Below are 25,868 nucleotides of genomic sequence, written 5' to 3'. Positions count from 1 at the left end.
GTGGGCGCATCGCACAAGCCTGTCAGGGCTGCCTGGGCAGGCCCGTTCCGATCATCGAGTCGCGGGTGACAAGGGCGGCAAGCGCATCCTCGGTCAGGCCCTCGGTGCCGTCAGGCCGCGCGGGAAGCACGATATAGCGCATGTCGGCGGTGCTGTCGTGCACCCGAATTTGCGTTTCTTTTGGGAGGGTTAGGCCAAATTCTTCAAGCACTTTGCGGGGCTCGCGCACGGCGCGGGAACGATAGGCGCGGGTCTTGTACCAATCGGGCGGCAGGCCCAACAGGTTGCGCGGATAGCACGAACATAAGGTACAGACGATAAGGTTATGAATTTCCTTGGTATTTTCGACAGCGATCAGATGGAGGGGGCCAAGATCGAAGCCCATCTCGCGGCTGGCGGCGGAGGCATCTTGCAAAAGCCGTGCCTTGAAATCCGGATCTACCCAGGCCCGGGCCACCACGGCAGCGCCGTTGGCGGGGCTGCGGGCATCCATGGTGTCGATCTGTTCCGTGATCTCGGACGGGGTGAGAATCTGCTTTTCGACCAAAAGCTCACGAACGGCGATTTCCATGGTTTGCCAATAGGTTAGAGGATGATCATCATCCTTTCGGTAAGGGTGGCCCGAGGGGCTGAGGTGATCATGCGGCATCGGGTCAAAGCCTTTCCAGCCAGTGGTCGTAAATCTCGGCGTCGAGGGTATCGGTGGGGCATTCGGCCTGATCGCCCCAGACCTCACCCATGGTAAAGCGCACGCGGTAGAGCGGTTTTTCCTCGGCGGGAAGGCCATAGGCCAATTGTTCGGGGTTCCTGAAGGGGCCAAGCGCGCGTTCGATCACGCCTTGTTTGCCGCGCAGATAGGCCGGTGTGCGGACATGGCCGGGGGGCATCATCGCCTTGACGCGCACGCGTTCAGCCATCCTGCGCCTCGCCGTAGCTGGGGCCGCGGCGGGCAATCTCGTCCATCCGCGCGCCCAGTTCTTCAATGCTGTAGGTGCCTGATTCCAATAGGTTCTGGTTGATGGCAGCGATCCAGCGTTCGTAGTAGCTCATGGTTTCAAAGGCGTCTTCGCCCATGTCCTCAAGCGCGCGGCGCAGCCCGTCGACGGTAAACAGCCCCTTTCCGCCGCACAGCACCATGAGGGCATCGACGCGCTTTTCCCAAAGGGCGAAATCGTGGTCGTCCCGGGGCACCGGGCCGGCGGGGGTGCCGCCCATGTCGTGCCAGCGTTTTCCATCGGGTTGGGTCATGCGAAAAGACTAGGCGGGAAAGTAAGGGGCTGTCCAGAGGGTCAGGGATAAAGCCGCAATTCAGACAGGGCGATATCGGCGTAAAAGGGCTTTCCAATCGCGACAATACCTAGCCTTCTCAGAGATTTAAGGTCCAAAGGTGATGTAATCCTATGGGCGGTGAAATCTGCAAAGGGTAGTTTGAGGGTGGTCCAGGTGTCGGGGGCGGTGAAGCTGGCGCGGTAGGATTGCCAAGGTCGGGTGACATCCGCCGTGCGCAGGTGGATATTGTAAGCCTCGCCATTGCCCCGCACATCCAGTTGCAGGCCGCGATAGCCGCTGGCATCCATGCCGACCTCATCGCCCAAGTCCCGGGCCATTTGCAAAAAACCGCCGTTATTCTCGGTACTTACGTGGCCCGTCAGGCGCAGGGCCATGCGGCCCTCCAGGGCCTCGTGGCTCAGTTTTCCATCCGAAACGCCGCCCATGACCTGATCCGAGACCAGTTTCCAATCGCCCGGTTGGGTGGCGAAATCGTCAAGCGTTAGGGGGCTATTGGTCATGGGCTGGGCCTTTCGCGGATTTTCGTACGAGTCGTACGAAGAGATGGCGGTTTTCGTACGAAAATCCAGCCATATGCCAAAGTGATCGTACGAGTCGTACGATCCACGCAGCTTTTGCAGGTTAGGCGTGCCGCTTATCAGGCCTTGCGGCCTTCTTCGCGATGCGATCCGAATTCAGGTTTCTTCGTCCTCATCGGGGGTGATCAAAGTGATCTCGCCCGCGGCTTCCAGTTGGCGGATGGTGTTGACCACTTGGGTCATCGCCTCTTCGCCGTCGCGGGGCCTGACCTGGCCCAGTTCGCCCATTTCCTCGCGCAGGGCTTCGGCCATGCGTTTCGACATGTTGCCGAGGATGAAATTGGCCGCCGGGGCGAGATCGCCAGCCGAGGCCGAGGCGAGGGCGGTGACCAGAACCGCCTGATCCACCTCGCGCGCGAGTTTGGGTATATCCACCGGGGCCACCCGGTCGGGGATATGCACGAAGGTGAAGATCGCCTTGCGCACCAGCCGGGCGAAATCTTCGTCGGTTTCTTCCAACCCGGTCAGCACCTCGTCGCGGGTGGCGGCGGGGGAGTAGTTGAGGATTTCGCCCACCCGCTGCACCGGCCCATCGGCAAAGGCCGTATCGGGCACGTCGTGCAGTTGCGCGGCCAAGGCAAGGCCGATGCGATCCACGGCTTCGGGGGTCACCGCCTCGGTCTGCGAGACGGCATAGGTGATGCGGCGCGCGGTATCGCCGGGCAGTTTGCCCAGAAGGTCGGCGGCGCGGGCCACGTCAAGCTTGGACAGCATGACCGCCGCGATTTCGGTGCTTTCGCGTTGCAGGATATCCAGCAGGTCGTCGGTTTTGGCGCTGCGCACCTGTTCCCACGGGTCGCCAAATTGCCTGACGCCGGCCTCTTTTCTCAGGCGGGCGGCGGATTGCGGGCTGATCCGCCCGTCGAGGGCCGACAGGGCCCCGGCCACGCCATTGGGAAAGGTGAGGCCCATCGCCTCAAGCTCGGCCGCGAATTCGGAGACCACATCGGCAAGTGTCTTGCGATCGACATAGCGCATGCTGCCCATCTGCGTGGTCAGCGATTCCTGTAGCGGTTCGGGCAGATCGGTCAGCGGCACCTCGGCCCCTTCGTTGAGGAGGAAGCGCACGATAATGGCGGCCTTCTGGCGGCGTGTCAGGCGCGCGGCAGCGGAGGGCGCGCGGTCAGGCGGCGAAAGCCGGGCAAGTTGCGTCTGTTCGGTCATCCCATTCCCTTGGTGGCGGTATTACGCGCAGCATAGGCGGGGAAGGGTGAAGAAATGTCTAAACCCGGCCCGGGGGCCGGGCGAAAAATCAGCTGGTGGTTTTCGATACGCAACTGCGGCTGTCGGCGTCATAGGTCATGCCCTCGCCGCAGGACATGGCGTGTTCCTTGTCCGCGCACATGGCAAAGGCCCCTGCGGCAGAGGCCATGGTAAGGGCAGCGGCGGTGAGGATGGTTTTGAAGGTCATCGCATCTCTCCTGTTGGTTGGGGGTGGAAAGATAGCACGGTTCGGGATTTTTTCAAAAAACCGGCGACCGGATGGCCCTTAACTGCCTGATTTTTGCGCACGTGCGGCCATGACATCGCGGCCAAGGGTCAGCGTGTAGGCCTCAAGCGCGTGCAGGGCGTGATCGGCCTTGGCGGCATCCTGCGCCTCGATCGCGTCGGTCAGGCGGCTGTGGATGCCGACGATTTCCTCGCGCGAGCGGGCGGTGAAGGTGATCATGTTCATCAAGGGCTGCATCGCCTCGACCGCGCCGGCCAATTGGTAACTGAGCACCGGGTTGTGGGCGGCGTCCACAAGGGCGCGGTGCAGGGCCACGTCGGAGGCGCAGAACGACTCGTCGGAAAGGCCCGGTTGCGACTGGCGGTGAATCTCGGCCCGCATGGTGGCCAGTTGGTCGGGCGTGCGCCGGTCGCAGGCCATCGGCGCGCAGGCGCGTTCCAGCGCATAGCGCGCCTCGCAGGCGGTTTCGAAGCTGACGGCGTTCATCGACAGAAGCAGGGTGGAGGTGGTGATATGCTGGCCGTAGGCCTCTTCATAAGACAGGCGGCGCACGAAGGCCCCGCCCGAGGCCCCGCGTTGCGTGCGGATGAGCGATTGCGCGGCAAGCCGTTTCAGCGCCTCGCGCACGGTGGAGCGGGAGACATCGAATTGATCGGACAATTCCGCCTCGGAGGGGAGGCGTTCATCGACGATCATATCGCCGTTGACGATGGCATCACGGATGGATTTTGCGATCTGCGCCGAGAGGTCGGCCTTGGGGTCGGTCTCGATTTTCATGGAATTGTTTTAATTGTCGGACAATTACCTTGCAAGGGGGCATCAAATGTCTGACAATTGACGCGAGTGAAGCGAGTCGCAAGGGAGGGCGGCATGGTTTCGGTGCGGATCAGGCGCATGACCGGGTGGCATTGGGTCTTGCTTTTCGGGGCGATCCTGTTGGCGTGGGGCCTGCTGTATGCCATGGCCCTGCCCGGGGAGCTGCGCGCGGCGGGGCAGGTGTATGGCGCGGATTTTCTGGCAAGCCTGTGCACCGTCACCCCCGATGCCGCCGGTTTCTTGCGGATCACCTTGATGTGGGCGTTGATGTCGGCGGCGATGATGGCCCCCACGGCGCTGCCCGCTTTTGCCACCTATGATGACCTGTCGCACACAGGGGAAACGCGCTTTGGCGCTTTGGTCGGCGGCTATTTGGCGGTCTGGCTGGGATTTTCGGTGTTCGCGGCGGCGCTTCAGATGGGGCTTTACCGGGCGGGGCTGGTCAGTGCCTTTGGCGATAGCCGCTCGGGCCTGTTGTCGGCCGCGTTGCTGGCCTTGGCGGGGCTTTACCAGTTCAGCGAGATGAAAGAGGCCTGTCTTGCCAAGTGCCGCGCGCCTTTGACGTTTTTCATGCAGCACTGGGAGGAAGGGCCGTGGCGCAATGGCCTGCGGCTGGGCGCGGTGTGCCTTGGCTGCTGTTGGGCGCTGATGCTTTTGGCCTTCGTGGGGGGCGTGATGAACATCGCCTTCATGGGGCTGGCGACGGTGATCATGGTGATCGAGAAACTGCCCGATCTGGGCCGGTGGCTGACGCGGCCTCTGGGCTTTGCCTTGCTGGCCGGGGCAGGGGCGATGGCGCTGGGCGCGGTGACCTGAGGATTTGAGACAACGACAGGAAAGGGAGGCTGACATGGCCGAAGGAACACAGACATTGGAAAAGGGCGAGGCGCAGCCGGTTGGCACCGTGCCGTGGAACATCAAGGGCGAATTGATCCTGAACTGTAACTGCACGGTCTTTTGCCCCTGCGTTGTCAGCCTTGGGAAACACCCGCCGACGGAAGGCTATTGCCAGGCCTGGGCCGGGGTGCGCATCGACGAGGGCTTTTACGGCGACGCGAACCTGTCGGGGCTGAACGTCGGGCTTTTCCTTGAAATCCCCGGCAACATGGGGCGCGGCAACTGGAAAGCGGCGGCCTTTATCGACGAGCGCAGCGACGCGGCGCAATACGAGGCGCTGGTCAATATCTTTAGCGGGGCGGCGCGTGGCACCACGGGCCTGTTCGGCATGCTGGTCAGCGAATTTTTGGGCGCGGAGCGCGCGCCGGTGGTTTTCGAGACCGAGGGCAAGGAACGCCGCCTGATGGTGGGCAAGAAGATCCAGGGCGCGGTGGTGCCGGTGGAGGGCAAGAACGGCGAGGATATCGTTGTGACCAACACCGAGTACTGGATGGGCCCGGATATCACCGTGGCCACGGCGACCCAAGGCCGGGTGCGTGCCTTTGGCCGGGTCTGGGATTTCGACGGGCGCAGCGCCGAGATTTGCCAGATCGACTGGAAAGGGCCGCGGTGATGGTGATCGAGCCGGGCTATGTGCGGATGATGGCGCGCTATAACGCGTGGCAGAACCGGCAATTGTCCGACGCCCTTGACGGCGTGCCGCAGGAGGTGCTGCGCGCCGATCACGGGGCTTTCTTCGGCTCGATCCTTGGCACGCTGAACCATATCCTTTGGGCGGACCGGCTTTGGATGAGCCGCTTTGCGCCTGACCTGCAAACCGCGCCCGAGGGTGGCATCGAGGCCAGCACAGAGCTGTGTCCCACCTTCGGGGTCTGGGATGCCGAGCGGTTTGCCTGCGATGGCCTTATCACGCGCTGGGCCAAGGGGCTGCATGCGGTGGACCTGACCGGGGATTTGCGGTTTCACTCGCGCAGCCTTGGGCGGGAGACCACCAGCCCGATGGCGCAATGTGTCACCCATTTGTTCAACCATCAGACCCATCATCGCGGGCAGGTGCACGCGATGCTGACCAAATCACATATCCAGGCGCCGGTGAGCGACCTGTTTCTCATGCCGGAGGGTGATATATGAATGCACCTTTATTGTCCCTGTCGCGCCGGTTGCGGCCCACGCCCTTTTCGCCGGGCGTGGAGGCGGCGGGGGTCAAGGCCTATACGGTCTATAACCATATGCTGTTGCCCACGGTCTTTCGCAGTATCGAGGAGGATTATCACCACCTCAAGGAAGCGGTGCAGGTCTGGGATGTGTCCTGCGAGCGGCAGGTGGAACTGCGCGGCCCGGATGCCGCGCGCCTGATGCAGATGATGACCCCGCGCGATTTGCGCGGGATGACGCCGGGGCAGTGTTTCTACGTGCCCATCGTCGATGAGACCGGCGGCATGCTGAACGATCCGGTGGCGGTAAAACTGGCCGAGGACCGGTGGTGGATATCCATTGCCGATAGTGACCTTCTATATTGGGTGCGGGCCACGGCGCATGGTTGGCGGCTGGACGTGCTGGTGGATGAGCCGGACGTCAGCCCCTTGGCGGTGCAGGGCCCCCGTGCCGACGCCCTGATGGCGCGGGTCTTTGGCGATGCGGTGAACGACATCCGGTTCTTCCGCTTTGGCCATTTCGATTTCCAGGGCCGCGACATGGTGGTCGCGCGCTCGGGCTATTCCAAGCAGGGGGGCTTCGAGATTTACGTCGAGGGCGGCGATATCGGCATGGACCTGTGGAACGCCCTGATGGAGGCGGGGCGCGATCTGGATGTGCATGCGGGCTGTCCCAACCTGATCGAGCGGATCGAGGGCGGTTTGCTGTCCTATGGCAACGACATGACCGACGACAACACCCCGCATGAATGCGGGTTGGGGCGGTTCTGTAACACCCATACGGCGATCGGCTGTGTCGGGCGGGATGCGCTGCTGCGGGTGGCCAAGGAAGGCCCGGTGCAGCAAATCCGCGCGCTGGAGATCGAAGGCGATGCGGTGCCGATCTGTAAAGACTGGTGGCCGGTGCTGTCGGAAAAGGGCCGTAAGGTGGGGCGCGTCAGTTCCGCCGCCTGGAGCCCGGACCACAAGACAAATGTCGCCATCGCTATGGTGAAGCTGACCCATTGGGACGAGGGCGACGAGGTAGACATTGTCACCCCGGATGGGCCGCGCAGGGCCATCGTACACGAGACATTCTGGGCCTGATCACGGGCTGCAGGTGGCGGGAGCGAGGGGCCAGCCCCTCGCGCTCCCCGGGATATTTGGAAAAAGAAGAAGACAGGGGGCTGGTCCTGTCGATCAAGAAGGAGAGCGATATGTTCAAGGCACTGGTCGTCGAGAAGGACGAGGACAGCGGCAAGACCGCCGCCGCCGTGCAGGAGATTTCGGAAAACGACCTGCCCGAGGGCGAGGTTCTGGTGGCGGTGGAGTATTCCACGGTGAATTACAAGGACGGTCTGTGCGTCGGACCGGGGGGCGGTTTGGTGCGCAATTACCCGCATGTGCCGGGGATTGATTTTGCCGGCACCGTCGAGGCCAGCGACGATGATCGCTACTCGACCGGTGACAAGGTGGTGTTGACCGGCTGGCGCGTGGGTGAAAATCGTTGGGGCGGCTATGCGCAGAAGGCGCGGGTGCCTGCCGATTTCCTTGTGCCGCTGCCCGAGGGGCTGGATACCCGGAAGGCCATGGCCGTGGGCACCGCGGGCTTTACCGCGATGCTGGCGGTGATGGCGCTGGAAGACCAGGGGATCAAGGAAGGCCCCGTGCTGGTCACAGGCGCTGCCGGTGGCGTCGGCTCGGTCGCCACGGCGATCCTGGCCAAGCTGGGCCACGAGGTGGCCGCGGTGACGGGCCGCCCGGAGCAGGAAGAGTATCTGCGCGGGTTGGGAGCCAGCGAGATCGTGGCGCGCGAGGAGCTGACCGAGGTCACCAAGAAGCCCTTGGAGGCCGAACGCTGGGGCGGTTGCGTGGATGCCGTGGCGGGCGCCATGCTGGGCCGGGTTCTCAAGCAGATGCGCTATGGCGGATCGGTGGCGGCCATCGGCCTTGCCGGGGGCGCGGCCATCGAGGGCGCGCTGATCACGCCCTTTATCCTGCGTGGTGTGAACCTGTTGGGGATCGACAGCGTGATGCAGCCTTATGACAACCGCCTTCGCGCCTGGCAGCGGATCGCGCAAGACCTGCCGATGGACAAGCTGGAGGCCATGGTGCAGCCCGCGACCCTGTCGGACCTGCCCGGGCTGGGCCGCGATATCCTGAAAGGCCAGGTCAAGGGCCGGGTCGTGGTGGATGTGAACGCCTAAAGCGTTCCGCCTTTAACCTGATGCATCAGCGAAAGGCGGAACGCGCGCCACGATTGAGCCGAGCACTGCATTTCGCGAAAATCTGTGTTTCAGGTTTTTCGCGAAACGCTTTAATCGGGTGTCCAGATCTTGAGGGGCGGGCAGGTCTCGGCCGGCCCCTCTTTTGTGTCCAGAGCGGCGATGCAGGTGGCGAGGTTTTGCTCTTTCTTTTTGAGGACGCGAGGCGGCTGACCCGAGGGTTTGCGGCGCAGATCGGCGGAGATCACCGCATCGGCCTTGGCGCGGGCCACGGCGCTGGGGTGGATTTTGAAATGGGGCACGCCGCTGCCGCAGAACCTTTTGTCCGGGTCCGTCTTGCCATCGGTTTTGCAGGGGGCAAGATAGCCCGCGATGTTGCGCAGGTTGCGTGAGAAAATCAGTTGAAAGCCGCGGTTCATGCGCTCGGTGTCATGGACGATATCGAGTTGGTGTTGATACACCTCGGCCCCGTCGGGGTAGATCGAGTTGCCGCCGACGCCCAGACCGGCGGTTTCCCGCAGCATCCAGTTGAGCGATATGCCCCCCAAGGCGCCCTGTGCGTAGCTGCCACCGACATCGCCATGGGCCCCCGCGAACCAGACCTCTTCGACCTTGTCGAAGGGGCGATTTCCGGGGTCTTTGCAATCGCGGATCAGGTGGTTCCGTGTCATCAGGACGGGGGTATAGGTGGTGGCGCGGGTGTCATCGAGCGAGACCGCGTGCAGCACCTTTTTCATATTGCAGATTTGATCGGAGTAGCGCGGATTGACGGCGTCCGCGTCATCCCTGGCATTGGAAAGGCCCAGCACCTCGATCGTGTCCCAAAGGCCCACCACGTCGAAGGCGACCTGCGAATGATGCGCGCGTAACGGCACGTTCCAGCGTTTGCGGACATGTGCGGTGGCGGCACGGCGCATGCAGATATCGCGAAGGTGCTTGTCGTGGGTGCCGCAGGCGCTTTGGCGCAGGTGGCCGGGCGGGAACTTGTAGGCGGTGAACATGGCCGAGAGGAATTCGTGCCGCTGGCGGGTGAGGTCGGGATCATAGCCGCCCCCGGGTTGGTCGAACTGCGACAGGTCCAGCAGGCCCACGGAGTGTACGAAGCCCGCCAAGGCGCGGGCGGCATAGGACCCGCGCGAATAGCCGTAAAGGTGGAGCTTGTCTGTGCCCGGCTCGAAATGATCCGCAAGAAAGCCATAGGCGGCCTCGACATCCTTGCGAAAGCCAAGGCCCGTGGCCAGCCCCAGGGGGCCAGTGCGGTCGGCGCCCACGCCCGAGGTGTAGAAGACCGACAGATCGCGGCGGTTTTGCAATGTCACCAGTTGGTGCAGCCGTCCAAGGTTGGTCACGCTGTTGAGGTCATTGCCGGTGCCATCGAGCATCAGGACAACGGTTTTCGGCCCGCTATGCGCGGGGGCGCTGGCGCTGTGCGGGGCGGGATCGCTTGCGGGGGTGAAGTTGCGGGTGATGCCGCCGCCGCAGGCCGCCAAGAGGCACAGGAGGCCCGCAAGGAGGAAGGGGCGGCGGGGGGGACGGGAAAAATCTGCCATGATGTGATCTTTTGGAATGAACGCATGCCAAGCTGTCCGGGAAGCTTTGCATGCGGTGTGCCGCCCGCGCAAGCGGGAGCCGTCATGTCGCGACCTGTCGCAAAAGCGACGTGGTCGATTGATTTTCTGGGCAAGGCCGCGTTACCGTGGTTGCAACGGGGCATCCTGTGGAACCGCCGCAGGCCCCCGCTACGTGGCGACTGCCTGCGGGGTCCGGGCCAACGGGCCGGTTCAGGGGCAGGCGGTGCGCGCAACAGGAGGGAACAGAATGTTCAAGACGATCATGACGCCGGTTGATTTGCGCCATCTGGACGATCTGGAGCATGCGCTTCAGGTGAGTGCCGATCTGGCCAAGCATTACGGCGCCCAGGTGCATTACGTAGGGGTGACTTCGCCCTCGCCCAGCAGCTTGGCCCATACGCCCGAGGAATATGGCGACAAGCTGCGTGCCTTTGCCGAGGAGCAGGCCGGCAAGCACGGGATCGAGGCCACGGCGGATGCGGTCCTCAGCCATGATCCAAGCGCGGATGTGGACGATGCCTTGATGAAGGCGATTGGCACCACCGGGGCCGACCTGGTGGTCATGCAAAGCCATATGCCGAACCTGATGGATTATGTCTGGCCGTCGAATGGTGGCAAGATCGCCGAACATGCGAAATGTTCGGTCATGGTTGTGCGGACCTAACGTCAACCCTTTCCCGATGCGCCCTGTGGCTTGTCCGTGGCGGCGCATCGGTTTACCCTGTACCCTCGGGCCGATCCGGGGGGGAGCAGGTGAGCAGCACAGCAAAGTTTGAAATACGTGCCGCGCGGCCAGAGGATGCCGAGGCGCTTTGGCCGATCTTGCGCGAAGTGATCCGCGCGGGCGATACCTATGCCATTGATCCGGGTATGACGCGGGACCGCGCGCTTGAAATGTGGATGGATATCCCGCGCGCCTGTTACGTGGCCGAGGGCGAGGGCGGTATCCTTGGCACCTATTACATCAAGACAAACCACGCGGGCGGCGGGGCGCATGTCTGCAATTGCGGGTACATGGTGGCCCCTTCGGCGCGCGGGCAGGGCATTGCCCGCGCGATGTGTGCCCATAGTCAGGATGAGGCCGTGAAGCTTGGCTATCTGGCGATGCAATACAACCTTGTCGTCGAAACCAACACCGGCGCCATTGCCCTGTGGGAGAAGATGGGCTTTGACACCGTGGGCCGGTTGCCCGGCGCGTTTAACCACCCCGACGAGGGGCTGGTGGATGCGCGGGTGATGTATAAATGGCTGTCGGACGGGCAGGGCGACTAAAGCGTTTCGCGAAAAACCTGAATCACAGATTTTCGCGAAACGCAGTGCTCCACTCAATCGTTGTACGCGTTCCGCCTTTAGCTGATGCCTCAGGTTAAAGGCGGAACGCTTTAGGACCCTTTTTCAGGATTTGGGACGGTACGGGACATCCCGTGGGAAACCATGGGACATCCCCGTGGGAAAGCATGGGACGTGGCAGGATTCCGGCCCGACATGCGGGTTTGATGACGAATCATTCCTTGAATCGCGGGGTGTTTTCGTGATTCACCGGCGCAATACTTGCGAATTCCTGGGATAATTCGGGCATGTTTCCAAAAAATACGGGAAATCGTGGGAACTTTTTTGGACTCTGCGGGTAACACTATATGTTGTGTTAATTTTCCAAGCGTTCGCTAAGTTCTGCGCTAAAAAGCCCGAATTTACCACATCATCTTGTTTTTCAGGGGGTGCCAGAACAAGGTGTTGTGCCAAATTCCCCCGAAAAGTTATTGATTTCCATGAAATCCCATGGCATCCCTAATAACACGATGAGGACGGGAACAAAGGGGCGCTAAAAAGACCCCGAAACAAAATCCCCAAAGTCAGGTTTCATACAGGCACCCGCTTTCATCGAAACGAAGAGATCCGGCGCGCGGGCGAGCAGACATCCCCCCAGGTGGCGCGCGCAGCTGGACTACCCGCAAGGCGGGACGAGGGCGGCGGATTGGGCAGTGGCAGCAGCTCAATCCGTCGTTTCGTTTAAGGCCCGGTGATTTCCATCGGCACCAACAAAAAGGGCGGACGGGACAGTGGTTCGCAGGTTCAGAGGCGAGAGCCACCACAAGGTGGACACGAAGGGCAGGGTGTCGATCCCGGCCTCTTTTCGCCGTGTGCTTGAATCCTCCGATCCCAACTGGACCCCGGGCGACGCGCCCGAGCTTGTGATCGTTTACGGCGATCACCGCCGCAATTACCTTGAATGCTATACCATGGCGGCCATCGAGGAAGTCGATGACAAGATCGACGCTTTGCCGCGTGGCTCCATGGAGCGGAAAATGCTGCAACGGCTGTTTCACGGCCAGAGCTACCCCACCAATGTCGATGAGACCGGGCGGCTGGTGCTGCCCGCCAAGCTGCGTCAGAAGATCGGCCTTGAGGGAGAGGCGTTTTTCATCGCCGCGGGCGATACGTTCCAGATCTGGAAGCCCGAGACCTATGAAGAGGAAGAACTGGCCAAGACCGAGGAGTGGCTGGACGAACTGCCCGAGGATTTCGATCCGCTGGTCTTCCTGGATGGGGCGAAAGGGGACTGACGGATGGCTGCCGCTGCCAAAGCCCCCGACGCTGACCCGCATATCCCCGTCTTGCTGCGCCCCCTGTTGCAGGCGGTTTCGCCCGTGTCTGGCGTTTGGATCGACGGCACGCTTGGCGCGGGCGGCTATACCCGTGGATTGCTGGAGGCCGGGGCCGAGCGCGTGATCGGGATTGACCGTGACCCGCTGGCCTTGCAGATCGCCGAGGATTGGGGTGCGGAGTATGGCGCGCGCCTGACGCTGGTGCGCGATACCTTTTCCAACATGGATGACCATGCCGGGGGCGTGGATGGCGTGGTGCTTGATCTGGGCGTGTCCTCGATGCAATTGGATCAGGCCGAGCGTGGCTTTTCCTTCATGAAGGACGGCCCGCTGGACATGCGCATGAGCCAGGAGGGGCCAACGGCCGCCGATCTGGTGAACGACACGCCCGAGGGTGAACTGGCCGATATCCTGTTTCTTTATGGCGAGGAGCGCGCGAGCCGCCGGATTGCCCGCGCCATTGGCCGTGCCCGTGCCGAGGCGCGGATTGAAACAACCCTGCAACTGGCCGATATCATTGAAAAATGTCTGCCTCGCTCCAAGCCGGGGCAGGCCCATGCCGCCACCCGCAGTTTTCAGGCGATCCGTATCGCGGTGAACGATGAATACGGTGAATTGCTGGCCGGTTTGGAGGCCGCCGAGCGGGCTTTGAGGCCCGGTGGGAAACTGGCCGTGGTCACCTTCCATTCGATCGAGGACCGGATGGTGAAACGTTTCCTGACCGCGCGGTCGGGCGGTGGCGGGGGCGGCAGCCGCCACGCCCCGCAGATCGAAAAGCCCGATCCGCAGTTCACGTTGAAATCGAAAAAGGCCATCGGCCCGGATGCCGAGGAACTGGCCGAGAACCCGCGCGCGCGCAGTGCCAAGCTGCGCGTGGCCACCCGGACCGATGCCGCGCCCGGCACGTCCGACCGCAAAGCCATGGGCATGCCGCTTCTCAAGGGGGACAGATAATGCGCAGCCTGTTTTACATCCTTTCTGCGATGATGGTCATCGGCCTTGCCTTCTGGGCCTATCGCGAAAACTATGAAACGCAAGAGGCACAGGCCGAGGCCGAGCGCCTTCAGCGCCAGATTTCCAATGCAAGGCAACGCCTTCGGGTGCTCAATGCCGAATGGGCGTACCTCAACCGGCCCGACCGGTTGCGCGATCTGGCGGATCTGAATTTCGACAAGCTGGGCCTTTTGCCGCTGCAACCCTACCAATTCGGCCGGATTGACCAGGTGGCCTTTCCCGAGGATGACAAGCTGCCGATTTTGAACCCCGTGGATGTTTCGAACATGAATGAGGAGGCCGCGCAATGATCCGCACACCGCTGCGCCCGCTGGCGCGTATCCTTGAGGCCCGCGCCAAGGGCGAAAACCCCGATGCCATCGAGCGTGAGAATATCCGCATCCGGCATGAGCAGATGCGCGACCGTGCCCGCAAGCGCGCCGAGGGCCGACTTTTGGTGCTGGGCGTGATGTTCACCTGTGCCTTTGCCGTGATCGGCGGGCGGATGGGTGTTCTGGCCCATTCCGAACCGGCCGAGCCGCGCACATCCGTGGCCGGGGCACAGATATTGGCGCAACGCGCCGATATCGTGGATCGCAAGGGCCGAATCCTGGCGACCAACTTTGAAACCCACAGCCTTTATGCCCAACCGCCGCAGATGATCGAGCCCGAGCGCGCGGCGCGTGAGCTGGCGAAAATCTTCCCTGACCTCAAGGAAGAGCGCCTGCTCAAGGATTTTACCGGCAAGCGTAAATTCCTGTGGGTCAAGAAAAAACTCAGCCCCGAGCAGAAACAGGCGGTGCATGATATCGGTGAGCCGGGGCTTTTGTTCGGCCCGCGCGAGATGCGGCTTTATCCCAACGGCAAGCTGGCGGCCCATGTTCTGGGCGGGGCCAGCTTTGGCCGCGAAGGGGTGCATGCGGCGGAAGTGATCGGCGTCGCGGGGATCGAGAAATTCTTTGACGAGCGCCTGCGCAACCCGGCGCTTGGGCACAAGCCGCTTGAACTGTCGCTGGACCTGTCGGTGCAGGCGGCGACCGAGCAGGTGTTGCACGGCGGCATGAGCCTGATGAATGCCAAGGGCGCGGCGGCGGTCCTGATGGATGTCAAAACCGGCGAGGTGATTTCCATCGCCTCGCTGCCCGATTTCGACCCCAACGACCGGCCCCGGCCGCCGACGACGGGCAACCCCAGCGACAGCCCGCTTTTCAACCGCGCGGTGCAGGGGGTTTACGAGCTTGGGTCGACCTTCAAGATCTTTGCCGTGGCACAGGCCATGGAACTTGGCCTTGTGAGCCCCGAGACCATGATCGACACCAAGGGCCCGCTGCGTTGGGGCAAGTACCGGATTCGCGATTTCCGCAACTACGGGTCGGAACTGTCGACCACCAAGGTGATCGTCAAATCCTCGAACATCGGGACGGCGCGTATCGCCCAGATGATCGGCGCGACGCGGCAACAGCAATTCCTTGAAAGCCTTGGGTTTTTCGAACCCACTCCGCTTGAGATCGTCGAGGCCGAAGGCGGCAAGCCTTTGCTTCCGCCCAATTGGTCGGAACTGTCGACGATGACCATTTCCTATGGTCACGGGCTGTCGAGCAGCCCGCTGCACCTGGCGGCGGGTTATGCCACGCTGGCCAATGGCGGCAACCGGGTGGTGCCGACGCTTCTGAAGCAGGAAGGCCCGGCCACCGGGCCGCGTGTCCTGTCGCGGGCAAGCGCGCAGAAATCCCTGACCATGCTGCGCAAGGTGGTCAGCGAAGGCACCGCCAGCTTTGGCGAGGTTCCGGGCTATGCCGTGGGGGGCAAAACGGGCACCGCCGACAAGCCCAAGGAACGCGGCGGCGGCTATTACGACGACAAGGTGATCGCCACCTTCGCCAGCGTCTTCCCCGCGCATGACCCGAAATATGTTCTTGTGGTCACTTTGGACGAGCCGGTGGAAACCAGTGGCGATGAACCGCGCCGGACCGCCGGGTGGACCGCCGTACCCGTCGCCGCCGAGATCATCCGTCGTATCGCGCCGCTTCTGGGGTTGCGGCCCGAGATTGAACCCGGCGAACTGGCTGGTATAACGCTTACGTCGAATTGAGCCATGCAGGGCGGGGTGTGATGGTGGGGCAGGTGAAATCACTGGCGGAACTGGGCCTGACGGCCAAGGGCGGGCGGCAGGCCCCGGTGACCGGCCTGGCCGTGGACAGCCGCGAGGTGAAGGATGGGTATCTTTTCGCGGCGCTGCCCGGCACCCGGGTGCATGGCGGCGAGTTCATCCAGTATGCCTTGCGCATGGGGGCGGGCGCGATCCTGACCGATGCCAAGGGCGCGCTGATCGCCGCCGAGTTCCTGAACCTCAGTGACGCCGCGCTGATCGTGGCCGAAGACCCGCGCCAGACGCTGGCCTATTGCGCGGCCCTTTGGTTCTGCGCGCAGCCCGAGGTGATGGTCGCGGTGACCGGCACCAACGGCAAGACCTCGGTCAGCAGCTTTTGCCGCCAGATCTGGGCCGAGATGGGCTTTGACGCCATCAACCTTGGCACCACCGGGGTCGAAGGCGCGTTCGAGGCGCCGCTGGCCCATACCACGCCCGATCCCATCATCCTGCACCGGGTGCTGGCGGCCGCCGAGGCCGAGGGCGTGACCCATGCCGCGATGGAAGCGTCGAGCCATGGTCTGGATCAGGGGCGCCTTGACGGGGTGCGCATCCAGGCGGCGGGCTTTACCAATTTCACGCAGGATCACCTAGATTATCACGCAAGTTTCGAGGCTTATTTCAACGCCAAGGCGGGCCTGTTTGACCGGGTGCTGCCCGAGGATGGCGTGGCCGTTCTCAACATGGATGATCCGGCGGTGGCGCGGGTGTCCGAGATTGCCCGCGCGCGGGGCCAAGACCTGATCACCGTGGGCCGCGCGCCGGGCTGTGATCTGCAGCTACAGGCACAGCGGTTCGAAGCCACGGGGCAGGAATTGCGCTTTGACTGGAAAGGCCGGGTGCAACAGGTGCGCCTGCCGCTGATTGGCGGGTTCCAGGCGGAAAACGTGCTGTTGGCCGCCGGTCTGGTGATCGGGGCCGGGGCGGATGCGCAGGAGGTGTTCGAGACCCTGCCGCGGATGCGCACCGTCAAGGGCCGGATGCAGCTTGCCGCGACGCGGTCGAACGGGGCGGCGGTGTTCGTGGATTATGCCCATACCCCCGATGCCGTGGCCACGGCGCTGTCGGCGTTGCGCCCGCATGTGATGGGCCGGCTTGTGGCCATCGTGGGCGCGGGCGGGGACCGTGACACCGCCAAGCGCCCGTTGATGGGCCGTGCGGCGGCGGAAAACGCCGATCTTGTGATCGTCACCGACGACAACCCGCGCAGCGAAGCCCCGGGCCAAATCCGCGCCGCCGTGATGGAGGGCATTGCCGGGGCGGGGTGTGCCGATAGAGCCACGGAAGTGGGCGACCGGGCCGAAGCCATCCTGCGCGGCGTTGATATGCTGGGGCCGGGGGATGCGCTGTTGATTTGCGGCAAGGGGCATGAAACCGGCCAGATCGTGGGCGACGATGTATTCCCGTTTGACGACAGCGAGCAGGCCAGCGTCGCGGTCTCGGCGCTGGATGGGGGGCTTGCATGATGCTTTGGACCTCGCAGGACGCGGCGAAGGCCACGGGCGGGCGCGCAACCCGCGATTGGCAGGCCTCGGGCGTGTCCATCGACACCCGCACGATTGCGCCCGGGGATCTGTTCGTGGCCTTGAAGGACGCCCGCGACGGCCATGATTTCGTGGCCCAAGCCTTGGAAAAAGGCGCAGCCGCCGCCTTGGTCAGCCATATCCCCGAAGCTGTGGCCGAGGACGCGCCGCTTTTGATCGTCGATGACGTGCTTGGGGCGCTTGGGGATCTGGGCCGCGCTGCCCGCGCCCGCACGCAGGCGCGTGTGGTGGCCGTGACAGGCTCGGTCGGGAAAACCTCGACCAAGGAAATGCTGCGCGATGTGCTGTCCCAGCAGGGCAAGACCCACGCCGCCGAGGCCAGCTATAACAACCATTGGGGCGTGCCCCTGACGCTGGCGCGGATGCCCGTGGATACGGAATATGCCGTGATCGAGATCGGCATGAACCATCCCGGCGAGATTGCCCCGCTGTCGCGCATGGCGCGGCCGCATGTGGCGATGATCACCACCGTCGCCGCCGCCCATCTTGAGGCATTTGACGATCTCAACGGTATCGCGATCGAGAAATCGGCGATCTTCGAGGGGCTGGAAGAGGGCGGCACCTGCATTTTCAACGGCGATCTGGACAGCAACCTTGTGCGCACCATTGAAGACGCGGCATTGGCCAGCGGCGGGCCGGTGGCACGCTTCGGGGCCTGCGCGGACTGCCAGTATCGCCTGTTGGAGGTGCGCCTGAGCGATCAGACCACCGTGGTCAAGGCCGAGCTTCCGGAGGGGCCGCAGCTTTTCAAGATATCCACGCCGGGGCGGCATTTCGCCATGAACGGCCTTGCCACGCTGGCCGCGGTCGGAGCGCTTGGCGCCGATCCGGTGCGGGCGGCGATGGACCTTGCCCGCTGGCAGCCCCCCGCCGGGCGCGGCACCCGCGAGGTGATCGCGCTGGACCATGACGACGAGGATCTGGCATTCGACCTGATCGACGATGCCTTCAACGCCAACCCCACCTCGATGGCGGCCTCTTTGGAGGTGTTGGCCGCCGCGACCCCGCGCGACGGGGTCGGGCGTGTCTCGAAGGGGCGGCGGATTGCCATCCTGGGCGATATGCTTGAACTGGGCGAGGAGGAAGCGGCCATTCATGCCGGGTTGGCCCAATTGCCGCATATGGCGGCGCTTGACGTGGTGCATTGCGCGGGCCCGCGCATGGAGGCGCTGTACCGGGCCCTTCCCGAGGCGCTGCGCGGTGCCCATGTAGACAGCGCGCGGGACTTGGCCGATAAAGCGCATAAACTGGTCGACGCAGGCGACGTTGTGTTGGTCAAGGGATCGAAGGGAAGCCGCGTCAGCCTTGTGGTGGAGGCCCTGCGCCGGGTGGGCCGCGATCTGGCCGAAGACAAAAGGACTACGTAATGCTGTATTGGCTGACCGCCCTCTCGGATGGTGGCGATTTCTTCAACCTTTTCCGCTACATCACCTTTCGCGCGGGCGGGGCCTTTATGACGGCGCTGTTTTTCGGCTTCATCTTCGGCCCGCCGCTGATCAACGTGTTGCGCAAGCGGCAGGGCAAGGGGCAGCCCATTCGCGATGACGGCCCGGAAACCCATTTCGCCAAGTCCGGCACGCCGACCATGGGGGGGCTGTTGATCGTCGGGGCGCTTTTGACCTCGACGATTTTCTGGGCGCGGCTGGACAATGGGTTTGTCTGGATGGTGCTTTTCGTGACGCTGGCCTTTGGTTTGATCGGGTTCGCCGATGACTATGCCAAGGTCTCCAAGGGCAATGTGGCGGGAGTGTCGGGCAAGGTGCGCCTTGGTCTTGGCTTTGCCATTGCCGCGGTCGCGGCCTATTGGGCGATGTACCTGCATGGCGTGAACGACGTTGCCCTTGCCGCGCGGGTCGAGGATTACGACCCACTGTCGGGTCGGGTGGCTTTCCCGGTGTTCAAGGATACGCTGGTGAACCTTGGGTGGTTTTTCATTCCCTTTGCGATGTTCGTGGTGGTCGGCGCGGCCAATGCCGTGAACTTGACCGATGGGTTGGACGGTTTGGCCATCATGCCGGTTATGATCGCCGCTGGCGCGCTCGGGGTCATTGCCTATACGGTGGGGCGGGTCGATTTTACCGATTACCTTGACGTGCATTACGTGCCCGGCACCGGCGAGATCCTGATCTTCGTTGCGGGACTGGCCGGGGGCGGGCTTGGCTTTTTGTGGTACAACGCGCCGCCCGCCGCCGTTTTCATGGGCGATACAGGGTCGCTTGCACTGGGCGGGGCTTTGGGCGCGATTGCCGTGGCCACCAAGCACGAGATCGTTCTGGGGATCATCGGCGGGCTGTTCGTGGCCGAGGCGCTTTCGGTCATCATCCAGGTCTTTTACTTCAAACGCACCGGCAAGCGCGTTTTCCTGATGGCGCCGATCCACCACCATTACGAAAAGAAGGGCTGGGCCGAGCCGCAGATCGTGATCCGCTTCTGGATCATCGCGCTGATCCTCGCGCTTATCGGGCTGGCGACACTGAAGGTACGCTAGGGTGCCGATGTCTTGAAAAGACATCGGTCCGAAATCTTTTGAAGATTTCGGGCCCGTTTGCGCGGCCGGGGCGTTGCGCCGGGCCATGGTCATGGAAAACCCCGCCCGGGTTTCGCGCGCGGCCCCGTCTTGCAAGGCCCGCCCGCACGGGGCAGGGTGCGCCATGATGAAAGACGGGGGCAGGGCATGATTCCAGTTCGGGGATTCGAAGGCGCGGTTGTCGCGGTGTTGGGCTTGGGGCGTTCGGGCCTTTCGGCGGCGCGCGCCCTGCGGGCCGGGGGGGCGCGTGTTCTGGCCTGGGATGATAACCCCGCTGCCCAAGAAATGGCCAGCGAAGAGGGATTCGAGATCAAGGACCTGTCGCGAGACGGGGCCTTTGACGAGGTGGCAAGCCTGATCGTGTCGCCCGGTATTCCGCATCTTTACCCCGCGCCGAACAAGGTGGTCGCGGCGGCCTTGCGTGCCGGGGTGCCGGTGGACAATGACATCGGGTTGTTCTTTCGGTCCTTCGCGGGCGCGGAATGGGCCAATTTCGACCAACCGCCCAAGGTGATCGGCGTCACGGGAAGCAATGGAAAATCCACCACGTCCGCCCTTATCCACCATATTCTGGAAGAGGTCGGCCGGGACGTGCAACTGGCCGGCAACATCGGTCGCGGGGTTCTGGATATCGATCCGCCGGGGGACGGCGGCGTCGTGGTTCTGGAACTCAGCAGTTACCAGACCGAACTGGCCCGCGCGCTGACCCCTGACGTGGCGGTTTTCACCAACCTGACGCCCGACCACCTGGATCGGCACGGCGGTTTGGGCGGCTATTTCGCCGCCAAGCGCAGGCTTTTTGCCGAGGGCGGGCCGGACCGTGCCGTGATCGGCGTGGACGAGGACGAGGGCCTTTTCCTGGCCGGGCAACTGGCCGAAGGGCGCGGCGATGACCGGGTGATCCGGGTCTCGGCCAAGGGCAAACTGACGGGGCCGGGGTGGATGGTTTTTGCGCGCAAGGGCTTTTTGTCGGAATACCGCAAGGGCAAGCAGGCGGGCTCGATCGACCTGCGGGAGGTCAAGGGCTTGCCCGGCGCGCATAACCACCAGAACGCCTGTGCCGCCTATGCGGCCTGCCGCACGCTTGGCCTTGCGCCCAAGGTTATCGAACGTGCGTTCCATTCATTCGCGGGCTTGCCGCATCGCAGCCAGCGGATCGGGGAAAAGGACGGGGTGAGTTTTGTCAACGACAGCAAGGCCACCAATGTGGATTCCGCGCTCAAGGCGCTTTTGGCCTTCGAGAATGTCCGCTGGATCTGTGGCGGGCTGGCAAAGGATGGCGGCCTTGCCGGGCTGGCCCCGGGGCTGGAGCATGTTGTGAAGGCCTATGTCATCGGGCGCGAGGCGGCGCAGTTTTCCCTTGGGCTGGAGGGGATCGAGGCCGAGGTCTGCACCACGATGGAGGCTGCCGTGGCCCGCGCCGTGGAGGAGGCGCAACCGGGCGAGACCGTGCTTTTGGCCCCGGCGGCGGCGAGTTTCGACCAGTACGACAGTTTCGAGAAACGCGGCGAGGATTTCATCGAGCAGGTGACACGGCATATCGGGCCGACATGAGGGGCGCTGCCCCTCGTTGAAAATGGGATTTTCAACTCACCCCGGGATATTTGCAAAAAGAAGAAGGGCTTAGGAGGATTCGCGGATCGCCGTGCCCGCCGCCCAACCCGACGACCAGGCCCATTGGAAGTTGTAGCCCCCGAGCCAGCCGGTGACATCCACCGCCTCGCCGATGGCATAGAGGCCGGGTAGGGTTTTGGACATCATGGTTTTGGACGATAGCCCATCTGTGTCGATGCCGCCCAAGGTGACCTCGGCGGTGCGGTAGCCTTCGCAGCCCGTGGGTTTGAGCCGCCAGTGGCGCAAACCTTCGGTGATCTCGGCCAGGCGCGCGTCGGATTGATCGGCAAGGTTGCCTGTCAGGTCAATCTCTTGCGCGACATGCTCGACCAGGCGGGCGGGCAGGTGTTGCGCCAGTTCGGTGGTCAGGTTGCGGCGGCCCTGGGCCTGGCGTTGTGCCTTGAGCGCATCAAAGAGGCGGCCATCGGGGGCAAGGTCGATCTCGATCTCTTCGCCCTCGCGCCAGTAGGAGGAGATTTGCAGGATCGCCGGGCCCGAAAGGCCCCGGTGGGTGAAAAGCACCGCCTCGTCAAAGCCGGTTCGGGCGTTCGACACGCGCGCCGGGGCGGCGGTGCCCGAAAGCGGCGCAAAGCGTTGGTCGGAGAAGGTGAGCGGCACCAAGGCGGGGCGGGTTTCGGTGATGTCATGGCCGAACCGGCGGGCGATGTCATAGGCCAGCCCGGTGGCGCCCATCTTGGGGATGGATTTGCCGCCCGTGGCCAGCACGAGGTTTTCCGCGGTGACAGTCTTGCGGGTGCCGGCGTGATCCAGCGTGGCGGTGAAATGCGTGCCGTCGTGGCCAAGGTCGGCCAGGGTGCAGTCAAGCCAGAGGTCGGCCCCGGCCTGCGCCATCTCTGCGCGCAGCATCTCGATGATCTGGGTAGATTTGCCATCGCAAAAAAGCTGTCCCAGCGTTTTCTCGTGATAGGCGATGCCGTTGCGCGCCACGAGGTCGATAAAATCCCACTGCGTGTAGCGCGCGAGGGCGGATTTGTGGAAATGCCTGTTTTGCCCCAGGAAATTGGCCGGTTCGGTGTACATATTGGTGAAATTGCACCGCCCGCCGCCGGAGATGCGGATTTTCTCACCCGGGCGTTTGGCGTGGTCGATGACCACTGTGCCGGGGCCTGCGTGGGCTGCGCACATCATGCCGGCGGCGCCCGCGCCAAGGATGAGGGTTGTGATCTGCATGGCGCAGGCGATGCCCCAAGAGGGCGGGCGCGTCAAGCGGGCTTAGCCCGAACAACTGGCCCCGCCGAGGACGCAGAACTTGGCGCAATGCGGGTGGTTGAGGGGGACATCGCGCTCGGCCTCGGCGAGGGTTTCGCCCAGTTCGAACTCGGGCGCGTAGGGCAGAAGGGTGCAGGCCAGAACGGCGGGCTTTTCGGCGCCCTTGCGCTTGACCACCATGCGCGAGGAGGCGCACATCACGCTGTCGGGGGATTTGCCCAAGATATCCCAACATTGCGTCGTGATCTCGGGGACTTCGATGCTTTCGTCCATTTCGGGGAAAAGCACGGTTTCGGCGGGGTTGAAGGCGTCAATGTCAAAGCCATGCGTGGCGAAGAGATCGGCATAGCCCTGGCGGCCCGTGGCGTCATCCTCGCCCCAGACGGTGCGGCCTGCGACGGCCATGCGGATACCTGCATCGCGCAGCCATTGCATGCCCTCGATGGTGCGCGCGAAGGTGCCTTTGCCGCGCTCGGTGTCGTGGTTTCCCTCGGACCAATGATCGACCGAGATACGCAGGGTAAGCTTCTTGCCATAATCGGCGACCAGGTCTTGCAACCCCTTTTGCACGCGGCCGCGCATCATCGGGCGCATGGCATTGGTGAGGATCAGCACCTCGTAGCCGCGCGCGAGGGCGGCACGCGCCATGCCGATCATTTGGGGGTTCATGAACGGCTCGCCGCCGGTGAAGCCGATTTCGTGGATCGGCCAGCCGCGTTCGGCGACTTGATCGAGGTAGTCGGTAACCTCGGCTTCGGTCAGGTAGACCAGCGCGTCGTTGGTGGGCGAGCTTTCGATATAGCAATTGGCACAGGTGATATTGCACAGGGTGCCGGTGTTGAACCAAAGCGTTTCGGGTTTGGACAAGGCGACGCTGGCGCGGTCACTGCCATCGGCGGTGTGCCGTGGGTCCTGGAACTTACCGATATTGGCGACGCTATCCTTCATAGGCTCCTCTGTGCTTGGCCTGTTACCGTCACCTAGCCTTGGGGGCGCGGGAAAGAAAGCGTTGTGCCGTGAGGCTGACACCATTGTGAACGTGTCGTGGCATGCTAGACTTGCGCCCGAGGCGTGGCCCGGGTTGGGGTAAGGCGCATAGGCAGGAGTTTCACCATGGTATCGCGCGTCATTCCGGTTGACCCGTTCGACCTTGTCATATTCGGCGGAACTGGCGACCTGGCGCGGCGCAAGATCTTGCCGGGCCTGTTCCGGCGCTTTCGCGCGGGCCAGATGGGCGAGGAATCACGCGTGATCGGGGCGGCGCGCAGCGACCTGGACGTTGAAGGATACCGCGCCCTGGTGCGCGAGGCGATCGAGGAGTTCGACCCGGTTTCGGCCCGTGATCACGAGGCTTTGGACGCGTTCCTTGGGCGTTTGGGATACGTTGTCGTCGATGCCCTGGGCACCTCGGGCTGGGCGGATTTGGCCGATGAGGTGAGTTCGGACCGGGTAAGGGCGTTTTATTTCTCGGTCGGGCCGCGGTTGTTCGGGGAACTGGCCGAGCGGCTGCACAAGCACGGCATGGCCGACCATGATAGCCGGATCGTCGTGGAAAAGCCCTTTGGCCGCGACCTGGAGACCGCGAAGGCCCTGAACGCAACGCTGGCCAAGCATTTCCATGAACATCAGATTTACCGGATCGACCATTATCTTGGGAAGGAAACGGTTCAGAACCTGATGGCGATCCGTTTTGGCAATACCCTGTTCGAACCGCTGTGGAACGGCCAATACGTGGATCATATCCAGATCACCGTGGCCGAGAGCGTGGGTGTGGGCGGGCGCGGCGATTATTATGATCGCGCCGGGGCCATGCGGGACATGATGCAAAACCACCTGATGCAGCTTTTCTGCCTGATCGCGATGGAACCGCCCGCCAAGTTCGAGCCCGACCCGGTGCGCGACGAGAAGCTGAAGGTGATCCGGGCGCTTGACCCGGTGGAGCCGGAGGACGTCGTGCGCGGCCAGTACGAGGCAAGCGCCGAGGCGCCGGGCTATCGCGAGCAGGTGGAAAACCCTGACAGCACGACGGAAAGCTTCGTGGCATTGAAGGCGCATATCAGCAACTGGCGCTGGGCGGGGACGCCGTTTTACCTGCGCACGGGCAAGCGCCTGAAGGCGCGGGCCAGTGAGATTGCCGTGATCTTCAAGGATGCGCCGCATTCGATTTTCGGGGCCGAGGCCGGCCGGCACGCCAATATCCTGACCATTCGCTTGCAACCCAACGAGGGAATTGAACTGGGCGTGACGATCAAGGAACCCGGGCCGGGCGGGATGCGTTTGATCGACGTGCCTTTGGACATGACCTTTGCCGAGGCCTTGGGTCCGGATGACGCGGATTTTCCGGATGCTTATGAGAGGTTGATCATGGATGTGATCCGGGGCAATCAAACCCTGTTCATGCGCGATGACGAAGTCGAGGAGGCCTGGGCCTGGGCCGATCCGATCATTGCCGGATGGGAGACGCGGGGCACGTCCCCCTTGCCTTACGCATCGGGCAGTTCGGGGCCGGACGAGGCGCTTGCCCTGATTCATCGCGACGGACGCCATTGGCGGGAGATTAAGCCATGAATTTGATCGAGTATGCCGACGACGAAATGCTAGCCATCGACCTTGCCAACCGCCTGGCGGGTGAGTTGCGGGCGACCCTGAAACACGAGGACCGGGCGCTGTTCGTGGTGCCGGGCGGGTCGAGCCCGGGGCCGGTTTTCGACGACCTTTGCGACGCCGATCTGGATTGGAGCCGGGTCGACGTCATGCTGAGCGATGAGCGGTGGGTGCCCGAGGTTCATGTCCGGTCGAACACCCGGATGATCCGTGAGCGGCTTTTGGTGGGGCGGGCGGCCAAGGCGAATTACCTGCCGCTTTATGCCCGCGCCGAAACCCCCGAGGCGGTTTTGGCCGAGGTCGAATCCTATATCCTGCCGCGGTTGCCGATTGCCGTTTTGTTGCTGGGCATGGGCGAGGATATGCACACCGCGTCGCTCTTTCCGGGGGCGGACAACCTCGATATGGCCTTGAGCAAGGACGCGCCGGTCTTGGTGCCGATGCGCGCGCCCGGTGCGCCCGAACCACGGGTCACGCTGTCGGCGCGGGTGTTGAACGATGCGATGTCGAAGCATTTGGTCATCACCGGGTCGGCCAAGCGGGCGGCCCTGGACCGCGCACAGACCCTGCCCGCGTCACAGGCCCCGGTGCGCGCGATTCTGGAGGATATGAACGTGTATTGGTGCAAGTGACGGTTTGGT

Annotated in this window: 27 protein-coding genes; 17 read left to right on the top strand and 10 right to left on the bottom strand. The window is 63.4% G+C overall.

The window, feature by feature from the left end; genetic code table 11:
* Positions 1 to 22 precede the first annotated feature (22 nt).
* The 7 genes from nthA to RBB32_RS13670 form a co-directional block, all read right to left on the bottom strand.
* A complete protein-coding gene (gene nthA, locus RBB32_RS13700) occupies positions 23 to 649 on the bottom strand; it encodes a nitrile hydratase subunit alpha (RefSeq protein ID WP_306153389.1) in 627 nt (208 codons plus the stop codon).
* Between the two features lie 4 nt (positions 650 to 653).
* Entirely contained in the window at positions 654 to 917 is a 264-nt protein-coding gene (locus RBB32_RS13695; RefSeq protein WP_306153386.1) for an SH3-like domain-containing protein, read from the bottom strand.
* The gene (locus RBB32_RS13690) at positions 910 to 1,248 is read right to left on the bottom strand and encodes an SH3-like domain-containing protein (protein WP_306153384.1); all 339 of its coding nucleotides are present in this window, start codon (positions 1,246 to 1,248) and stop codon (positions 910 to 912) included. The genes RBB32_RS13695 and RBB32_RS13690 overlap by 8 nt, the downstream gene beginning before the upstream one ends.
* Positions 1,249 to 1,289: 41 nt before the next feature.
* Positions 1,290 to 1,790: a CIA30 family protein gene (locus tag RBB32_RS13685; protein WP_306153382.1), complete on the bottom strand. Its 501-nt coding sequence runs from the start codon at positions 1,788 to 1,790 to the stop codon at positions 1,290 to 1,292.
* Between the two features lie 174 nt (positions 1,791 to 1,964).
* Positions 1,965 to 3,032 carry a flagellar motor switch protein FliG gene (locus RBB32_RS13680; RefSeq protein ID WP_306153380.1) on the bottom strand — a complete coding sequence of 356 codons (1,068 nt, stop codon included), beginning with the start codon at positions 3,030 to 3,032 and terminating at the stop codon, positions 1,965 to 1,967.
* Between the two features lie 88 nt (positions 3,033 to 3,120).
* On the bottom strand, positions 3,121 to 3,279 hold the full coding sequence (locus tag RBB32_RS13675; RefSeq protein WP_306153377.1) for an adenylosuccinate lyase: 159 nt from the start codon (positions 3,277 to 3,279) through the stop codon (positions 3,121 to 3,123).
* 78 nt (positions 3,280 to 3,357) lie between these two features.
* Positions 3,358 to 4,095, bottom strand: coding sequence for a FadR/GntR family transcriptional regulator (locus RBB32_RS13670; RefSeq protein ID WP_306153374.1), 738 nt, complete (start codon positions 4,093 to 4,095; stop codon positions 3,358 to 3,360).
* A gap of 117 nt (positions 4,096 to 4,212) precedes the next feature.
* Between RBB32_RS13670 and RBB32_RS13665 the strand changes: the two genes are divergently transcribed.
* The 5 genes from RBB32_RS13665 (at position 4,213) to RBB32_RS13645 (ending at position 8,371) form a co-directional block, all read left to right on the top strand.
* Positions 4,213 to 4,950 (top strand): DUF2182 domain-containing protein, encoded by a 738-nt coding sequence (locus RBB32_RS13665; protein ID WP_306153372.1) that lies wholly within the window; start codon positions 4,213 to 4,215, stop codon positions 4,948 to 4,950.
* Positions 4,951 to 4,984: 34 nt separating this feature from the next.
* The gene (locus RBB32_RS13660) at positions 4,985 to 5,644 is read left to right on the top strand and encodes a DUF1326 domain-containing protein (RefSeq protein WP_306153369.1); all 660 of its coding nucleotides are present in this window, start codon (positions 4,985 to 4,987) and stop codon (positions 5,642 to 5,644) included.
* Positions 5,644 to 6,162: a DinB family protein gene (locus RBB32_RS13655; RefSeq protein WP_306153367.1), complete on the top strand. Its 519-nt coding sequence runs from the start codon at positions 5,644 to 5,646 to the stop codon at positions 6,160 to 6,162. Before RBB32_RS13660 ends, RBB32_RS13655 begins: the two co-directional genes overlap by 1 nt.
* A complete protein-coding gene (locus tag RBB32_RS13650; RefSeq protein WP_306153365.1) occupies positions 6,159 to 7,271 on the top strand; it encodes a dimethylsulfoniopropionate demethylase in 1,113 nt (370 codons plus the stop codon). Before RBB32_RS13655 ends, RBB32_RS13650 begins: the two co-directional genes overlap by 4 nt.
* Positions 7,272 to 7,381: 110 nt before the next feature.
* Positions 7,382 to 8,371, top strand: coding sequence for an oxidoreductase (locus tag RBB32_RS13645; RefSeq protein ID WP_306153457.1), 990 nt, complete (start codon positions 7,382 to 7,384; stop codon positions 8,369 to 8,371).
* 110 nt (positions 8,372 to 8,481) lie between these two features.
* Here the strand turns inward: RBB32_RS13645 and RBB32_RS13640 are convergent, their stop codons facing one another.
* On the bottom strand, positions 8,482 to 9,939 hold the full coding sequence (locus tag RBB32_RS13640; RefSeq protein WP_306153363.1) for a DUF2235 domain-containing protein: 1,458 nt from the start codon (positions 9,937 to 9,939) through the stop codon (positions 8,482 to 8,484).
* A gap of 268 nt (positions 9,940 to 10,207) precedes the next feature.
* Here RBB32_RS13640 and RBB32_RS13635 point away from each other — a divergent pair, with 268 nt between their 5' ends.
* From RBB32_RS13635 to murD, 10 genes are all read left to right on the top strand, one after another.
* A complete protein-coding gene (locus RBB32_RS13635; RefSeq protein WP_306153361.1) occupies positions 10,208 to 10,624 on the top strand; it encodes a universal stress protein in 417 nt (138 codons plus the stop codon).
* Between the two features lie 89 nt (positions 10,625 to 10,713).
* Positions 10,714 to 11,232, top strand: a complete 519-nt coding sequence (locus RBB32_RS13630; RefSeq protein WP_306153359.1) for a GNAT family N-acetyltransferase — start codon at positions 10,714 to 10,716, stop codon at positions 11,230 to 11,232.
* A gap of 788 nt (positions 11,233 to 12,020) precedes the next feature.
* Positions 12,021 to 12,524 carry a division/cell wall cluster transcriptional repressor MraZ gene (mraZ, locus tag RBB32_RS13625; protein ID WP_306153357.1) on the top strand — a complete coding sequence of 168 codons (504 nt, stop codon included), beginning with the start codon at positions 12,021 to 12,023 and terminating at the stop codon, positions 12,522 to 12,524.
* 3 nt (positions 12,525 to 12,527) lie between these two features.
* Positions 12,528 to 13,520 carry a 16S rRNA (cytosine(1402)-N(4))-methyltransferase RsmH gene (gene rsmH, locus RBB32_RS13620; RefSeq protein WP_306153355.1) on the top strand — a complete coding sequence of 331 codons (993 nt, stop codon included), beginning with the start codon at positions 12,528 to 12,530 and terminating at the stop codon, positions 13,518 to 13,520.
* Entirely contained in the window at positions 13,520 to 13,870 is a 351-nt protein-coding gene (locus tag RBB32_RS13615) for a cell division protein FtsL (protein WP_306153353.1), read from the top strand. Before rsmH ends, RBB32_RS13615 begins: the two co-directional genes overlap by 1 nt.
* Positions 13,867 to 15,651, top strand: coding sequence for a penicillin-binding protein 2 (locus tag RBB32_RS13610; protein ID WP_306153350.1), 1,785 nt, complete (start codon positions 13,867 to 13,869; stop codon positions 15,649 to 15,651). The genes RBB32_RS13615 and RBB32_RS13610 overlap by 4 nt, the downstream gene beginning before the upstream one ends.
* 20 nt (positions 15,652 to 15,671) lie before the next feature.
* The gene (locus RBB32_RS13605) at positions 15,672 to 17,174 is read left to right on the top strand and encodes a UDP-N-acetylmuramoyl-L-alanyl-D-glutamate--2,6-diaminopimelate ligase (RefSeq protein WP_306153348.1); all 1,503 of its coding nucleotides are present in this window, start codon (positions 15,672 to 15,674) and stop codon (positions 17,172 to 17,174) included.
* The gene (gene murF, locus RBB32_RS13600; protein ID WP_306153346.1) at positions 17,171 to 18,619 is read left to right on the top strand and encodes a UDP-N-acetylmuramoyl-tripeptide--D-alanyl-D-alanine ligase; all 1,449 of its coding nucleotides are present in this window, start codon (positions 17,171 to 17,173) and stop codon (positions 18,617 to 18,619) included. The genes RBB32_RS13605 and murF overlap by 4 nt, the downstream gene beginning before the upstream one ends.
* Positions 18,619 to 19,740 (top strand): phospho-N-acetylmuramoyl-pentapeptide-transferase, encoded by a 1,122-nt coding sequence (mraY, locus tag RBB32_RS13595; RefSeq protein WP_306153343.1) that lies wholly within the window; start codon positions 18,619 to 18,621, stop codon positions 19,738 to 19,740. Before murF ends, mraY begins: the two co-directional genes overlap by 1 nt.
* A gap of 186 nt (positions 19,741 to 19,926) precedes the next feature.
* Positions 19,927 to 21,333 carry a UDP-N-acetylmuramoyl-L-alanine--D-glutamate ligase gene (murD, locus tag RBB32_RS13590; RefSeq protein WP_306153341.1) on the top strand — a complete coding sequence of 469 codons (1,407 nt, stop codon included), beginning with the start codon at positions 19,927 to 19,929 and terminating at the stop codon, positions 21,331 to 21,333.
* Positions 21,334 to 21,402: 69 nt separating this feature from the next.
* Here murD and RBB32_RS13585 read toward each other — a convergent pair whose 3' ends face one another.
* Together RBB32_RS13585 and RBB32_RS13580 are read right to left on the bottom strand one after the other, a co-directional pair.
* Positions 21,403 to 22,584, bottom strand: coding sequence for an NAD(P)/FAD-dependent oxidoreductase (locus RBB32_RS13585; protein WP_306153339.1), 1,182 nt, complete (start codon positions 22,582 to 22,584; stop codon positions 21,403 to 21,405).
* A gap of 42 nt (positions 22,585 to 22,626) precedes the next feature.
* The gene (locus RBB32_RS13580; RefSeq protein ID WP_306153337.1) at positions 22,627 to 23,571 is read right to left on the bottom strand and encodes a radical SAM protein; all 945 of its coding nucleotides are present in this window, start codon (positions 23,569 to 23,571) and stop codon (positions 22,627 to 22,629) included.
* Positions 23,572 to 23,736: 165 nt separating this feature from the next.
* Here RBB32_RS13580 and zwf point away from each other — a divergent pair, with 165 nt between their 5' ends.
* Entirely contained in the window at positions 23,737 to 25,191 is a 1,455-nt protein-coding gene (gene zwf, locus RBB32_RS13575; RefSeq protein ID WP_306153334.1) for a glucose-6-phosphate dehydrogenase, read from the top strand.
* Complete coding sequence (gene pgl / locus RBB32_RS13570; protein ID WP_306153332.1) at positions 25,188 to 25,859, top strand: 6-phosphogluconolactonase; 672 nt, start codon at positions 25,188 to 25,190, stop codon at positions 25,857 to 25,859. Before zwf ends, pgl begins: the two co-directional genes overlap by 4 nt.
* Positions 25,860 to 25,868 lie beyond the last annotated feature (9 nt).

The sequence above is a fragment of the Roseovarius sp. MMSF_3281 genome, from assembly GCF_030733685.1.
In the GTDB taxonomy this organism is placed as follows: Bacteria; Pseudomonadota; Alphaproteobacteria; order Rhodobacterales; family Rhodobacteraceae; genus Roseovarius.
Note: the sequence above shows the minus strand (reverse complement) of the source record. Positions and strands in the feature narration are given on the sequence as shown.